The sequence below is a fragment of the Pseudaquidulcibacter saccharophilus genome, assembly GCF_019455445.1.
GTDB classification, from domain to species: Bacteria; Pseudomonadota; Alphaproteobacteria; order Caulobacterales; family Aquidulcibacteraceae; genus Pseudaquidulcibacter; species Pseudaquidulcibacter saccharophilus.
Window position 1 is genome coordinate 285321 of record NZ_JAHWUS010000002.1, and the last position, 13655, is coordinate 298975.

Here is a 13655-nt window from a genome sequence, read left to right on the forward strand (position 1 = left end):
ACATAATAAATTAAATACTAGCTAATTGCGTTTTCTTGTTGAAAGATAATCATCCTGCTTTTTGGTTATCTTCTTCTACTGATACACAAATCGTAACAGTTCTTATTGTTACATATATTGTTATGGTGCTTGCGTATGCCGCCAATGGTGCGAAGACAGTTGTTGTAAAGATAGTTGATAATACCATGATTTTTTAAAGATTCATAATAAGCCACCTAAAGCCCTAAAGTTATATATAACTGCAACAGTAACTTTACATTAAGCGTTTTTGCCGTCAACAATAAATTGTATTATCGGACGTGGAGATTTTATATTGTTTAAATTCGCAAGAGTTAATAATGTGGTTTTTACTGTTATAATTTGTAATATTGTAGTTTTAACTTCTGCCTTTGCCGATGATAATGCAAATAATTCAATTAAAAACAGAAAGCTTGATAATAATATTAATGAGTTCATGAAGAATGATGCTAATCATGATGGTTTGGTATCATTGGAGGAAGTGCGGGCGATGATAAAAAAACAAAATCCAGCATCACCTGATTTTATGATTAACCTTCTTGCCGATAAAGTAATGAATTCTTTTGATGCGGATAAAAATGGATTTATTTCAAAAGTTGAGGCAGCGATAGCACTTTCAAAAGAAATGAACAATCTTTCATGTACTAAGTGTAAATAGTTTGTTTTATAGTACTTGATATATTCATTTCAATTTGATATTCCCCGAACATAACTAGTTAGGAATAAAAATGGCTCGTGTAACTGTTGAGGATTGCGTAGAACGCGTTCCTAATAGATTTTCTTTAGTGCTTTTTGCCGCGCATCGCGCGCGTCAAATTTCAGGTGGTGCGCCACTTGCTGTTGACCGTGATCGCGATAAGGATCCGGTTGTTGCATTGCGTGAAATTGCTGAAACTGCGGTTGAGGCACCTGATTTGCGTGATGGTTTGATTGCGTCACTTCGTGAATATCGTCCACAAGCTGTGCGTGAAGAAGAACAATCAGATTTACTTGCACTTGAAGCACCTGTTATTGTGTCAGAAGATGACGTTTTGCGTGCTTTACAGCAAGAACAAGAAGCTGTCCGCGAAGACCCTTATTAATATTCGCGTAATTTTTCTGTATTAGGTGTGAAAAGTGGCAATTATACAATTGTCAAATTTCACACCTATACTATCTTTATTAGATGTTAGCAGAGCAACAAAAAAAATCGCGCATTTTACGCCAGTACGAATTATTAGACTTAATTCGTGCCTATAATCCCAACATCAATGAGGATTTGGTGAATCGTGCTTATGTTTATGCAACCAAAATGCACGGTTCACAGCTTAGGGCATCTGGCGATCCATATTTTGCGCACCCTGTTGAAGTTGCGGGTATTCTCACACAATTAAAAATGGACGAAGCGGCGATTGTCACCGGTCTGCTGCACGATACCATTGAAGATACAGAGGCAACCTTTAACGAAATTTCCGAGCTTTTTGGCGAAGAAGTTGCCACATTGGTTCATGGTGTAACAAAACTTACTCAGCTTGAGGTTACTGCCGAACGTACAAAACAGGCTGAAAATCTTCAAAAATTTGTTTTGGCACTTTCTAAAGATATTCGCGTGCTATTGGTCAAACTTGCTGACCGATTGCACAATATGCGCACATTGCATTTCATTAAAAAACCAGAAAAGCGGCAGCGGATAGCAAGGGAAACAATTGATATTTATGCCCCATTAGCAAGGCGTATTGGTGTCAATAAATTCGCATCTGAGTTGGAAGATTTGGCGTTTCGCCATCTTCATCCCGATGCCTATGAGGCAATCTACGAACAGCTTGAAACAAATCGTATAAAATATGCCCAATCAACCGAAGATGTCGTTAGCAAAATAAATTTATTACTTTCTGAAAGTGATATGCATGCTGATGTTTCGGGTAGAGAAAAACGCCCGTTTTCCATTTGGAAAAAGCTTGATAAAAAATCGGTATCTTTTAACGAGATTTCTGATATTTATGGGTTTAGGATTATCGTTGATACAATGCTTGAATGCTATAAGGCTTTGGCGTTGGTTCATACTCGTTGGCGCTATGTGCCAGGACGGTTCAAAGACTATATTTCTGTACCAAAAACAAATGGTTATCAGTCTTTGCATACTTCAATCGTAACTAGTAGCGGTATGCGTCTTGAAATACAAATCAGGACTGAAGAGATGGATAAAATCGCCGAACTTGGGGTTGCGGCGCACTGGAAGTATAAAAACCACTCATATGGTTATCACCCTGACGAAAATTCACCGGCAGACCCAATTGAAGCATTGCGGAATATTTTCTCAATTCTTGAAGATGGTGGCGACCCTGAAGATTTCTTTGAAAATGCCAAATTGGAAATGTTCCAAGATCAGGTGTTTGTATTTACTCCAAAAGGCGATCTTCATGCTTTGCCGCGTGGGGCGACTTCGGTTGACTTTGCTTATGCGGTTCATACCGGAATTGGTGATACAATAGTTGGTGCAAAGATTAATGGCATAAATGTTCCACTTAGAACGCCATTAAGAAGTGGCGATATTGTTGAAATTCTTCGCTCTGATGTTCGCAAACCGCCACCCAATTGGGAATCTTTGGCAATTACTGGCAAAGCGCGCTCTGGCATTCGCCGTCTTGTGAGAGAGTTTGAACGACAAGAGTTTTCAACACTTGGTAAAAAGCTTGCGGGACATGCCTTGCGCCGTCTCGGCCTTAATCCAGAAGATATCGATTTAAAAGTTGCATGTGAAAAACTGAAATTTAAAAATATTGAAGAATTACATGAAGCATTAGGTCGCGGAAAGCTAACAGGGACTGCACTTGCGGAGGCTGCTGTTCCGGGGTTTGTGCGTAAAAATGCACTCGGTGAGGCAAGAATTTCAATTGATAACGAACACGGTAGTAACTTCTTAAAAGGCGATGGCTTGACAGATGGGGTTGCAATTCATTTTATGGAATGCTGTTCACCTTTACCTGGGGAAAGAATTGTTGGTATTCAAAAAGGTGAAAAAGGCATAGAAGTTCACACGATCGATTGCGATAAGCTTGCAGATTATGAAGATAATGAAGAGCTTTGGATTGATTTGTCGTGGAATGAAGAGGCGCGTAAAAACGGGCTTGCTGTTGGACGCCTTCGATTAACATGTGAAAATACTAAAGGGGTTTTTGCAGACGTCGGTAAGATTATCGCTAATTGCGATGGCAATATTACAAATCTACGTGCGGAAAACCGTAAAGAAGATTTTATCGACTTATTGGTTGACATTGAAGTTGCAGATAATAAGCATTTGAATGTAATTGCTGCAAGTTTGCGTTCACTGCCAAGCCTTATTGAGGTAGAGCGTTTACGTAGTCAGGATTAAAAAGGCTTAAAACCATGAAAACACAAAAAGTATTGAAAATTTTCAAAGAAGCTGGCGCATTACTCGAGGGGCATTTTATTCTTTCTTCTGGTCGTCATAGCCGAAAATTCTTGCAAAAAGCATTTGTTTTCATGAATCCAGATGCAACAAGTAAACTTTGTAAAGCTCTTGCGAAAAAAATTGCAAAAGAATTTGGTGAAGTTGAATATGTTGTCTCTCCTGCGGTTGGTGCGATTATTCCCGGCTATGAAACTGCTCGTCATTTAAAAGCTAAATCAATGTTCGTAGAGCGCGAGGATGGGGTTTTTAAACTCCGTCGCGGGTTCGAGCTTCCAAAGGGCGCAAAAGTCGTTGTAGTAGAAGATATTATATCAACAGGTCTTTCAGTCCGCGAAACAATTGATGCAATAAAAGATTTAGATATTAAATTGCTTGGTGCCGCAGTATTAATTGACCGTTCTGGCGGTAAAATTGATTTAGGCTTGCCACTTGTTTCACTTGCAGAATATGAGGTTGAAAGTTTTGATCCAAATAATCTGCCAGATGATTTAAAAGATACGCCCGCAGTTAAACCGGGAAGTCGTGATTTATCAAAAAATACAAAGAAATAAGTTATGAGACCATTAAAATTAGGCATCAATATTGATCATGTGGCAACAATCAGAAATGCCCGTGGTGGGTTACACCCTGACCCGATGCGCGCCGCCATTTTAGCGCAAGAAGCAGGGGCCGATTCAATTACTATTCACCTACGCGAAGATAGGCGTCATATCATTGATTCAGACGTTTTTGAAATTGCTGGTGGCTTGGTGATACCGCTTAATCTTGAGATGGCGGCGACCGATGAGATGAAGGAAATTGCCCTCAAACTTGCCCCAGAGGCAGTTTGTTTGGTTCCAGAAAAGCGTGAAGAAAAAACCACTGAAGGCGGACTTAATGTCATTGATGTTCAAGACAATCTTCGTGAATTCATTTCTGAATTGCAAGATAATGGCTCGCGAGTGAGCTTGTTCATCGAACCAAATGAAATGCAAATCAAAGCCGCACATTACACCGGTGCAAGAGCGATTGAGTTTCACACTGGCCGTTATTGTGAAGCAGTTGAAAAAGGTGATTATACAGCCGCATCCGAATGCTTAAGTGATCTTCATATTGGTGCTAGATTGGCTGCCTCACTTGGTTTGGATGTTCATGCGGGGCATGGAATAACGTATGACAGCGTTACCGAAATTGCCCGTATTCCTGAAATTTCTGAACTTAATATAGGTCACTTCTTGGTTGGTGAAGCAATTTTTATCGGCCTAAAAGATTCAATATCAAAAATGCGACAAATAATGGATGATGCGCGCAGGGTTTCTTTTTAATGATAATAGGCATCGGTTCAGATATTTGCCGTATTGATAGGATTGAAAAATCACTGTTACGGTTTGGCAAAAGATTTGAAAATAGATGCTTTACCAGTACAGAACAATCTATTGCTGAGGGAAAGAAAGCCATAAAGGCTGCATTTTACGCAAAGCGTTTTGCTGCTAAAGAGGCTTTTGTAAAGGCAATAGGTGGAGAAATAAAAAATTCCCTTAGCTGGCTTGATATTGAGATTGTAAACCTTATAAATGGTCAACCTGTGATTAACCTTACTGATCATGCAAATAGAATTTTAAACAAAATCATTCCGCAAGGATTTGAACCCAAATTATTTTTAACTTTAAGTGATGACTATCCTAATGCTATTGCGTTTGTAATTATTGAAGCAATAGAAATCAAAAAGAGAGATTAAATGGCGGACATTACCGAAGCATCGGAAACAGTTTCAAACAATAGTGATGATAATAGCGCTAAAACTACGAAAAAAGGTGATGCGCCATTGAATGATAAGCACCATGAAAAAGAATCTTTAGGCGATATTATAAAAACCGTTTTGGGTGCGCTTATAATTGCTCTTTTATTGCGCATAGTTATTTTTCAACCGTTTTCTATTCCTTCCGAATCGATGCGTCCTGGCCTTTTGGTTGGCGACTATCTTTTCGTTTCTAAGTGGGATTATGGTATTTCGCGTTTTTCGATTCCATTTGAACCTAAATTATTCAAAGGCCGCATCTTTGATAAACAGGTTGCGCGCGGTGATGTGGTTGTTTTCAAACATCCATACCAAACTAAAGTTGACTATATTAAACGTGTAATTGGCCTTCCAGGAGACAGAATTCAGGTTGTTGGCGGTCAGTTGGTTATTAATGGTGTTCCAGTAACCCGTGAGGCGTTGCCGCCGGAAATCATAGTTGATTCACGCAATAATACGATGAGCACAAATAGATGGAAAGAAACTCTACCAAATGGTAAGAGTTATACTACCTACGATTTGGTCGAAGAAGGGCAGTTTGACAACACCAAAGTTTACGAGGTTCCACCAGGGCATTATTTTATGATGGGTGATAACCGCGATAATTCGCTTGATAGCCGTGCAGACCCTATTTTGGAGCAAGGCGTTGGTTATGTTCCAGAAGAAAATGTTGTTGGCAAGGCCAGAATTGTACTATTTTCTTGGGATAGCGGTGTGAGCTTGTTTAAGCCTTGGACTTGGCTAACCGATTTGCGTTATGACCGTATAGCAGTTCCGATTAAATAATGGCAAAACTAAAACTTGAATTACCTGATGACGCTGAACTTAAAGAGTTGCAAAATGCGATTGCTTATGAGTTTAAGGATAAATCTCTTCTAAAGCTTGCGCTAATTCATAAGTCTGCCGGTGAGGGGCGTGATAATTTCGAATGTAATGAACGTCTGGAGTGGTTGGGTGATAGGGTTTTAGGGCTATTATCTGCTGAATTCTTATATGAAAATCATCCAACGTTTGAAGAAGGCAATTTAACCAAGGCCTTCAACAAATGTGTGTCTGGGGCTAATTGCGCGGTTTCTGCACGAAAAATAAATTTACAAAAATTAGTTGTCGTGTCTAAAAGCGTTATGCAAAATCAGGGCGTAAATGACAATATTTTGGCTGATGCTTATGAGGCATTAATAGGCGCAATATATCTTGATGGTGGAAAAGATTATGCTTGGAAGCTGGTTGAGCTTGCAATAAAAACTGCTTCAGAAGCCCCTGATGATGGCAAAAATTACAAAAGCATGTTACAGGAATGGTTGCAAAAACGTGGACATGATGCACCAAAATATTCTGTTGTAAACCGCGAAGGTCCAGATCATGCGCCGGTATTTACGGTGGAGGTAACTGCGATTGGGCAAAGCCTGTGCGCAAAAGCAGGCTCGAAACAGGTTGCGCAGCAAATATGTGCCAAAGAATTTTATGAAAAAGTGATAAAAAATGCCGATAAATAACCCTGAAAATAAACAAGAAAATTCAAAATGTGGTTTTGTGGCAATCGTTGGTGCGCCAAATGCCGGTAAATCAACGCTTATGAATGCCTTGGTTGGGCAAAAAATTTCCATTGTATCGCAAAAAATTCAAACAACGCGCTTTCCGGTTCGTGGTATTATCATGCAAGATAATGCGCAAATCATTTTCATTGATACGCCTGGCGTATTTAATCCTAAACAAAGACTTGATCGTGCTATGGTTGCTTCTGTTTGGACTGGTGCCCGTGATGCTGATTTGATTGTGCATGTGGTTGATGCGGGATTAGCGCAAAAGTTTGGTAAATCCGGCTTGCCTAAAGGTGAAGAAAAAGCGCTAGAAGATATTGAACGTACTGAAGCTGGCATAAAGTCACAAAATAAAAATACGCTTCTTTTGCTAAATAAGATTGATACTGTTCCTAAACATGAATTACTTGATTTAGCGCAATCATTTGCGCAAAAAGAGATTTATAAGGAAATTTTGTTTGTAAGTGCTTTACAAGAAGATGGCCTTGAAGAGCTTAAACAATGCCTTGGTAAATATTTACCAGAAAGCCCATTCCTTTATCCCGAAGATCAAGCATCTGATATACCTTTGCGCCTTATGGCGGCGGAAATTACGCGCGAAAAAGTTTTCCATCGTCTGCATGATGAATTGCCTTATAATGCCAATGTTGAAACCGATAATTGGAAAGAATTAAAAGATGGCTCAGTGAGAATTGACCAAACGCTTTACGTTGGCCGCGAGGGGCATAAAGCAATTGCCATTGGCAAAAATGGACAAACTCTAAAATGGATTTCTTCGCAAGCCAGACATGAATTGATGCGTGAATTAGAGCGTGAGGTTCATCTGTTCCTCCATGTTAAGGTTAAAGATAATTGGCAAGAAGATAGCCGCCACTATACCGCACGCGGGCTTGATTATAAGGCGTAATAATGGCGTCATGGGAAACTGATGCAATTGTCCTTAATGCCACCAAATATGGCGAAAATGACGCTATCTTAGAAGTATTTTCTTATGATCATGGCCGTATATCGGCATATGTTTATGGTGGTGCAGGCAAGAGGAAACGTGCACTTTTACAGACTGGTCAGATACTTCACCTGAGCTTTATGTCAAAAGGTGAAAACCAATTGGGATATTTTGATCGCCTTGAAACAAAATTTTCCATTGAAAACGTCTTTGATAACGCTGCAGGTATAAATGCCATTGGCTCTGTTTGTGCGCTTTTAAAAGAAGCTTTGCCTAATTTTCAAACCTATAAGCATTTATTCAATGCAACCGAAATATTGGTTCGTTTGATTTGTAATCAAGATAATTGGGCCGCCGCTTATGTCCGTTGGGAAGTTGGTCTTTTGGCTGATTGTGGTTTTGGGTTAGATTTTGAAGAGTGCGCATTAAGCGGTGTTCGTGAAAACCTTTCATGGGTTTCACCACGGACGGGTAGGGCGGCAAGCTATGAAGCAGGATTACCCTATAAGGACAAATTATTAGTTTTGCCGCCGTTTTTATTGTCATCGGAAAATGAAATCAAAAGCGGTGATATTGCCGATGGATTTGCGTTGACGGGTTGGTTTATTGAACGTGACCTTTTGGGGCAAGCAATGAAAAACATGCCGGATGCAAGGGCGCGTCTAATAATATCTTTGGGTAAAAAAGGCTTGTTATAAAAATACCCCGCATAGAGCGGGGTATAATTGTATTTGCTTGATTTTTTACGAATAAATCTATGATTTTAAACCACGATATTCAAGTAATGCGTCAACGGTTGGCGCGCGACCACGGAATTCAATATATAAATCCATTGGGTCTTTGGTTCCACCTTGTGAGAAGATTGTATCTTTCAGACGTTTCGATGTCGCAGGATCATAAACATTTCCAACTTCTTTAAATGCATTAAAGCCGTCGGTTTCAAGAACCGCTGCCCAAATATATGAATAATATCCAGCAGCATAGCCACCGTCAAAAGTATGTTTGAAGTAACCAGGGCGATAACGAACAACAATTTCAGGAATAGCCCCCATATCGTCAAGAAGCTGTTTTTCCCACGCATCAATATCTTTTGGTGCAGGTCCTTCAATCATGTGCATTTTCATGTCCATGATTGCAGCCATCATATATTCAGAGGTTGTCCAGCCTTCATTAAAGTTTTTCGCCGCCAATAATTTATCAACAAGCGGTTGAGGGATAACTTCATCAGTTTTCCAATGGCGTGCAAATTTACCCAAAATTTCAGGTGTTGGAAGCCAATGTTCCATCATTTGTGATGGGAATTCAACGAAATCACGTTTAACATTTGTACCTGATTGTGATGGATACATTACGTTTGAACACATGCCATGAAGCGCGTGGCCAAATTCGTGGAATAATGTTGATGCATCATCAAAAGAAAGCAATGATGGTTTACCAGGTGATGGTTTTGCATAGTTACAGATATTGTAAACAACTGCTTTGACGTCACCAATTAGTTTTTGTTGGTCACGGAATGAAGACATCCACGCGCCAGACTGTTTTGATGGGCGTGCATAGAAGTCACCAAACCAAATTGCCTGTAAAGTGCCATCACTTACGTTATGAACTTCATATGCAACAACGTCTTTGTGCCAAGTTGGAATTTTGTCGTTTTTAACAAATTTTAGGCCAAATAGATGTTCCGCATGATAGTGGATGGCTTTAATCATGTTGGTAAGTTCGAAATAAGGCTTCACCTCATTTTCATCAATCGCATATTTTGATTGGCGAACTTTTTCAGCATAATACCACCAGTCCCAAGAGGCAATTTTATCAACACCGTCTTTTGTGGCCAATTCTTGCAACATGCCGCGTTCTTTTTTTGCGGTTGCAATTGATGCAGTCCAAACAGCATTCATGGTTGTCATTGCATTTTCTGGGGTTTTTGCCATTTTGTCATCAAGCTGATAGGCGGCAAATGATTTAAAGCCCATAAGGTTGGCACGTTGGGTGCGCAAATCAACGATTTGGGTAATCAATGGACGGTTATCTGGACCAAATGTTGAACCAACCGACATCCAACCTTTTTGAACAGCTTCACGCAAATCGCGTCTTGTTGATGAGGTCAAAAAAGGTTCAAATGAAGAGCGTGAAAGGGTAATTGCACCCAAGGCATCTTTGATACCGCGTTCTTTAACCGCAGCTTTGGCGGCGTCAATTTGGCTTTCGTTCAAGCCTGCAAAATCAGCTTCTGTTTTTAGCGGAAGATAGAATGTAGATTGTCCTTTAAGAACATTTTGGTCAAATTGAACTTGAATCTTTGCAAGTTGCGCATCGATATCGGCAACTTTTTTCTTTTTATCGGCATCCAATAATGCACCACCACGCACGAATGATTGGTAGGTATTTTCCACAAGGTATTTTTGTGGGCCATTCAATCCAAGTTTTTCACGACGTAAATATACTGATTGAATTTTTCCAAACAACAATGGGTCTTGCGTGACCGAGCTTTGGTGTGCCGATAGTTTTTCAGAAATTGGCCCTTCGATTGCTTGAAGTTTTTCATTGGTATCAGCCGAAGTAAGGTGGAAAAATACCGAAGCAACCTTTGTTAAATCTGCGCCTGAACGTTCCATTGCACCGAATACATTGTCAAAAGTCGGGTCTTCTTTATTGGTTGCAATCGCCTTTAGCTCTGCTTTATGGGTTGCCATTGCCGCTTCGAAAGCCGGCATAAAATCAGACGGCTTGATTTGAGAAAAAGGAGGAACACCAAACGGGGTATTCCATTTTTGTAATAATGGATTTGAAGACATTTTTTTTCCTGTTGCTGCAAGAGCTTCGGTTGCAATTATTGATCCTGAAGTTGAACCAATTATTGCCACCGCAGCAGCAGTTTTAAGAAAGTTACGACGACGCATAATTTTTCCTTCCGGTTTGTTTGTTTGGGTGATTTGTTCCACATTTTAGCGCTTTTGTCGATTAATAAAGCGCACAAGAAAGTGTAATTTAAATTATAACTATTTTTTAGTTTTGTTTGACAAAAGATGGTTTGATGCTTAGGGTGTATATATGCAAAACACTACCACTGGCGCGATTGGTAAATACGAATATGGGGCGAATGATGATTTGTTATCACGCCCCCTTTTAAAAAAATATATAAGCTTTTTTGATGTTTTTGTTTGGCTTAGGGTATACGACGCCATCAGAAAGGCAGCAGGTGATCATATTACTTGGCAGAGCTTATTTCTAATTCTTACTGTATTAGCTTTAGGAGCAGTAATTACGCTTAATACTTATTCCAATGCACGTAAAATTTATGAAGTTTCGCCAGAGGATTATGAAAATAGATTTACACCATTCAAAATATTTATCTCCTTTATGATAATTAGTGGAATTATTGGCTTTATATTAAGCTTTCTTAAGCAGGCATTTAAGGAATATGGTCAGGTTTTTGAAGCAATGATATCTGCCCAGATATTAATGTTTTGGGCCTTTTTCTATTTAGGGTCTCGTGCAAAGGCAGATTTATTTCCGGAAAAGTTTTGGAATACAAAGAATGTGATAATCGTGATTTCTTTATTCATATTCTCTTGCTTTGCATTTATACCTGCATCCATAATAGGAAAAAATGTTTACGATTACCGCGTAGAACATAATAACAAGGCGCGGCCATAATTTACTATTGGTATTGCGATTATTATATTTAATGATAATGCAGACATATGCCTTTATATACATTTACAGAATCTGAACCTATGCGCGTCAATAAATGGCTTGCGCAATTAGGTGTTTGTTCGCGCCGTAAGGCTGAGGAATTAATTGTTTCAAATAGTATAAAAATTGATGGCGACATAGTTTCCGATCTTGGGCGAAAGATTGAAAATGGCCAAGTGCTTGAGGTTATGGAAACTGCACAGAATAATCTTTCGGGGCAAATCTCAATTGCTTATAATAAGCCTGTTGGCATAGTTTCCGGACAGCCGGAAAAGGGTGAAATCCCCGCGGTTCGAATGCTAACGCCAGAAAATGCGTTTAATAATGCGCAAATTTTAATTCCAAATAATATATCAATACCGCCTATCGGACGTCTTGATAAAGATAGCCATGGATTGCTTATTCTGTCGCAAGACGGTGTTTTGGCAAAGGCAATCATTGGTGAAAATACCGAAAAAGAAAAAGAATATATCGTAAAAGTAGCGGGCTATATTACGCCCATCGCTCTAAAACAGCTTCGTCACGGCCTAGAGCTTGATGGGCGAAAATTAAAGCCTGCAATAGTTGAACAGCTAGATAAACAAACATTGCGCTTTATTCTTAAAGAAGGGCGCAAACGACAAATTAGAAGAATGTGTGATCTTGTTGATTTAAAGGTTATCGACCTAAAGCGTTTGCGAATTGGCAATTTGGAATTAGGTGATTTACCAGAAGGAAAATGGCGGGCTTTAACAATTGATGAAATAAATAGTTTTAAAGGGATTTAATTGCGGTTCTTGCTAATTCATCACAACGTTCATTTTCTGGATGCCCTGCGTGGCCCTTAACCCATTCCCATTTCACTCTATGTTGGGAAGTAATTGCATCAAGTCGCATCCATAAATCGGCATTCAACAGAGGTTTTTTATCAGCTTTTTTCCAGCTATTTTTTTTCCATCCCCAAATCCATTTTGTAATTCCATCCATAACATATTTAGAATCAGTTGTTAGGATTACTTCACAAGGTTGCGTAAGCGCTTCTAATGCCGCAATGGCGGCCATTAATTCCATGCGATTATTTGTGGTTTGTTTTTCGCCACCAGAAATTTCTTTTGTCGCGCCATTATGGCGTAAAACGGCACCCCACCCGCCAGGTCCAGGGTTGCCAGAGCATGCACCATCGGTAAAAATTTCGACCTGTTTAAGGTTATTAGTTTGATTCATAAGCGCCAGATAAATTGATTTATCCAAAAATTGAAATATTTTTGCCAGTTTATTGCAAATATAACTTGACAAAAACACTTAAAGATATGTTTAAGTGTTTAAACGTTTTGGAGCTTGCGATGGACAATGTAATCGAAATCTTAAAAGCAGCAGGTGAGGACACACGGCTTCGTATCATTGCACTTTTAAATAATGGCGAATTGTCCGCAGGTGAATTATCCAGCGTTATGGCGCAAAGTCAACCACGCGTATCACGACATCTTAAATTATTATCTGAAGCGGGTATTATTGAACGCCGTACAGAAGGGTCGTGGGTATTTGTTAGGCTTTCAAATAGCGAACCAGCAAGATCATTAACAACGCAGATTATTTCATGTCTCAACCGTGATAGCTTTGTTTTAACGCGCGATTTAGCAAAGTTAAAAGAAATACGTGAAGCGCGCCAAGAACGTGCACATAAATATTTTGAAAAAATTGCCCCTGAATGGGAATCTTTGCGTAAGTTGCATCAGCCTGAAGGTGTTGTAGAAGCGGCAATGTTAGCGGCGGCTGATGGCCGTAAGTTTGATTTCCACCTTGATCTTGGTTCAGGCATGGGTGTTATTTTAGAAACTTTTTCCAAATATGTTAAACGGGGCGAGGGGATTGATACCTCTCATGGGATGCTAAATCTATCTAGATTGCGGTTTGACGAAGGGGATAATAAACATCTAAGTGCCCGCCTTGGCGATATTTATAGCCTACCATATGGCAATGAAACCGCAGACTTAATCACAATCCACCAAGTATTGCACTATCTTGATAATCCAGCCGCTGCGATGACAGAGGCGGCAAGGGTTTTAAAGCCTGGCGGACTTCTCTTGATTGCGGATTTTGCCCCGCATGATTTTGAAGAATTGCGCAATAAATACGGTCATTTGCGACTTGGCTTTGCCGATGCAGAATTTAGTGAATGGTGCAATCTTGCAGGCCTGAAAATTCAATCAATTAAATCATTTAAAAATGAAAAAAATGCTTCTGGTTTAGAAGTTAAATTATACGCAATTACAAAGTAACAGGAAA

16 protein-coding genes are annotated in these 13655 nt (G+C 39.6%); 14 read left to right on the top strand and 2 right to left on the bottom strand.

The genetic code is table 11. The features are described from left to right. The first annotated feature begins 38 nt into the window (after positions 1 to 38). From KXV15_RS07085 to recO, 11 genes are all read left to right on the top strand, one after another. On the top strand, positions 39 to 197 hold the full coding sequence (locus KXV15_RS07085) for a hypothetical protein (protein WP_240007475.1): 159 nt from the start codon (positions 39 to 41) through the stop codon (positions 195 to 197). A gap of 116 nt (positions 198 to 313) precedes the next feature. Next, a complete protein-coding gene (locus KXV15_RS07090; RefSeq protein ID WP_240007476.1) occupies positions 314 to 676 on the top strand; it encodes an EF-hand domain-containing protein in 363 nt (120 codons plus the stop codon). A 70-nt stretch (positions 677 to 746) separates the two neighbouring features. Further along, on the top strand, positions 747 to 1100 hold the full coding sequence (gene rpoZ, locus KXV15_RS07095; protein ID WP_240007477.1) for a DNA-directed RNA polymerase subunit omega: 354 nt from the start codon (positions 747 to 749) through the stop codon (positions 1098 to 1100). 83 nt (positions 1101 to 1183) lie between these two features. After that, on the top strand, positions 1184 to 3370 hold the full coding sequence (locus KXV15_RS07100; protein ID WP_240007478.1) for a RelA/SpoT family protein: 2187 nt from the start codon (positions 1184 to 1186) through the stop codon (positions 3368 to 3370). Between the two features lie 14 nt (positions 3371 to 3384). Next, the gene (gene pyrE, locus KXV15_RS07105) at positions 3385 to 3981 is read left to right on the top strand and encodes an orotate phosphoribosyltransferase (protein WP_240007479.1); all 597 of its coding nucleotides are present in this window, start codon (positions 3385 to 3387) and stop codon (positions 3979 to 3981) included. A gap of 3 nt (positions 3982 to 3984) precedes the next feature. Beyond that, on the top strand, positions 3985 to 4734 hold the full coding sequence (locus KXV15_RS07110) for a pyridoxine 5'-phosphate synthase (protein ID WP_240007480.1): 750 nt from the start codon (positions 3985 to 3987) through the stop codon (positions 4732 to 4734). Next, positions 4734 to 5147 carry a holo-ACP synthase gene (gene acpS / locus KXV15_RS07115; RefSeq protein WP_240007481.1) on the top strand — a complete coding sequence of 138 codons (414 nt, stop codon included), beginning with the start codon at positions 4734 to 4736 and terminating at the stop codon, positions 5145 to 5147. Before KXV15_RS07110 ends, acpS begins: the two co-directional genes overlap by 1 nt. Continuing rightward, on the top strand, positions 5148 to 5993 hold the full coding sequence (gene lepB, locus KXV15_RS07120; protein WP_240007482.1) for a signal peptidase I: 846 nt from the start codon (positions 5148 to 5150) through the stop codon (positions 5991 to 5993). Continuing rightward, positions 5993 to 6703 carry a ribonuclease III gene (rnc, locus tag KXV15_RS07125; protein ID WP_240007483.1) on the top strand — a complete coding sequence of 237 codons (711 nt, stop codon included), beginning with the start codon at positions 5993 to 5995 and terminating at the stop codon, positions 6701 to 6703. Before lepB ends, rnc begins: the two co-directional genes overlap by 1 nt. Further along, the gene (gene era / locus KXV15_RS07130) at positions 6690 to 7655 is read left to right on the top strand and encodes a GTPase Era (protein WP_240007484.1); all 966 of its coding nucleotides are present in this window, start codon (positions 6690 to 6692) and stop codon (positions 7653 to 7655) included. The genes rnc and era overlap by 14 nt, the downstream gene beginning before the upstream one ends. Positions 7656 to 7657: 2 nt before the next feature. Further along, positions 7658 to 8392 carry a DNA repair protein RecO gene (gene recO / locus KXV15_RS07135; RefSeq protein ID WP_240007485.1) on the top strand — a complete coding sequence of 245 codons (735 nt, stop codon included), beginning with the start codon at positions 7658 to 7660 and terminating at the stop codon, positions 8390 to 8392. Positions 8393 to 8449: 57 nt separating this feature from the next. Here the strand turns inward: recO and KXV15_RS07140 are convergent, their stop codons facing one another. Beyond that, a complete protein-coding gene (locus KXV15_RS07140) occupies positions 8450 to 10594 on the bottom strand; it encodes a M3 family metallopeptidase (protein WP_240007486.1) in 2145 nt (714 codons plus the stop codon). Positions 10595 to 10745: 151 nt separating this feature from the next. On the opposite strand from KXV15_RS07140, the gene KXV15_RS07145 reads away from it, so the two are divergent. Together KXV15_RS07145 and KXV15_RS07150 are read left to right on the top strand one after the other, a co-directional pair. Further along, entirely contained in the window at positions 10746 to 11351 is a 606-nt protein-coding gene (locus KXV15_RS07145; RefSeq protein WP_240007487.1) for a hypothetical protein, read from the top strand. Positions 11352 to 11398: 47 nt separating this feature from the next. After that, positions 11399 to 12157 (top strand): pseudouridine synthase, encoded by a 759-nt coding sequence (locus tag KXV15_RS07150; protein WP_240007488.1) that lies wholly within the window; start codon positions 11399 to 11401, stop codon positions 12155 to 12157. Here KXV15_RS07150 and rnhA read toward each other — a convergent pair. Beyond that, positions 12144 to 12593, bottom strand: a complete 450-nt coding sequence (gene rnhA / locus KXV15_RS07155; RefSeq protein ID WP_240007489.1) for a ribonuclease HI — start codon at positions 12591 to 12593, stop codon at positions 12144 to 12146. The two genes, KXV15_RS07150 and rnhA, sit on opposite strands and share 14 nt — an antisense overlap. A gap of 86 nt (positions 12594 to 12679) precedes the next feature. On the opposite strand from rnhA, the gene KXV15_RS07160 reads away from it, so the two are divergent. Continuing rightward, the gene (locus tag KXV15_RS07160; protein ID WP_240007490.1) at positions 12680 to 13648 is read left to right on the top strand and encodes an ArsR/SmtB family transcription factor; all 969 of its coding nucleotides are present in this window, start codon (positions 12680 to 12682) and stop codon (positions 13646 to 13648) included. Positions 13649 to 13655 lie beyond the last annotated feature (7 nt).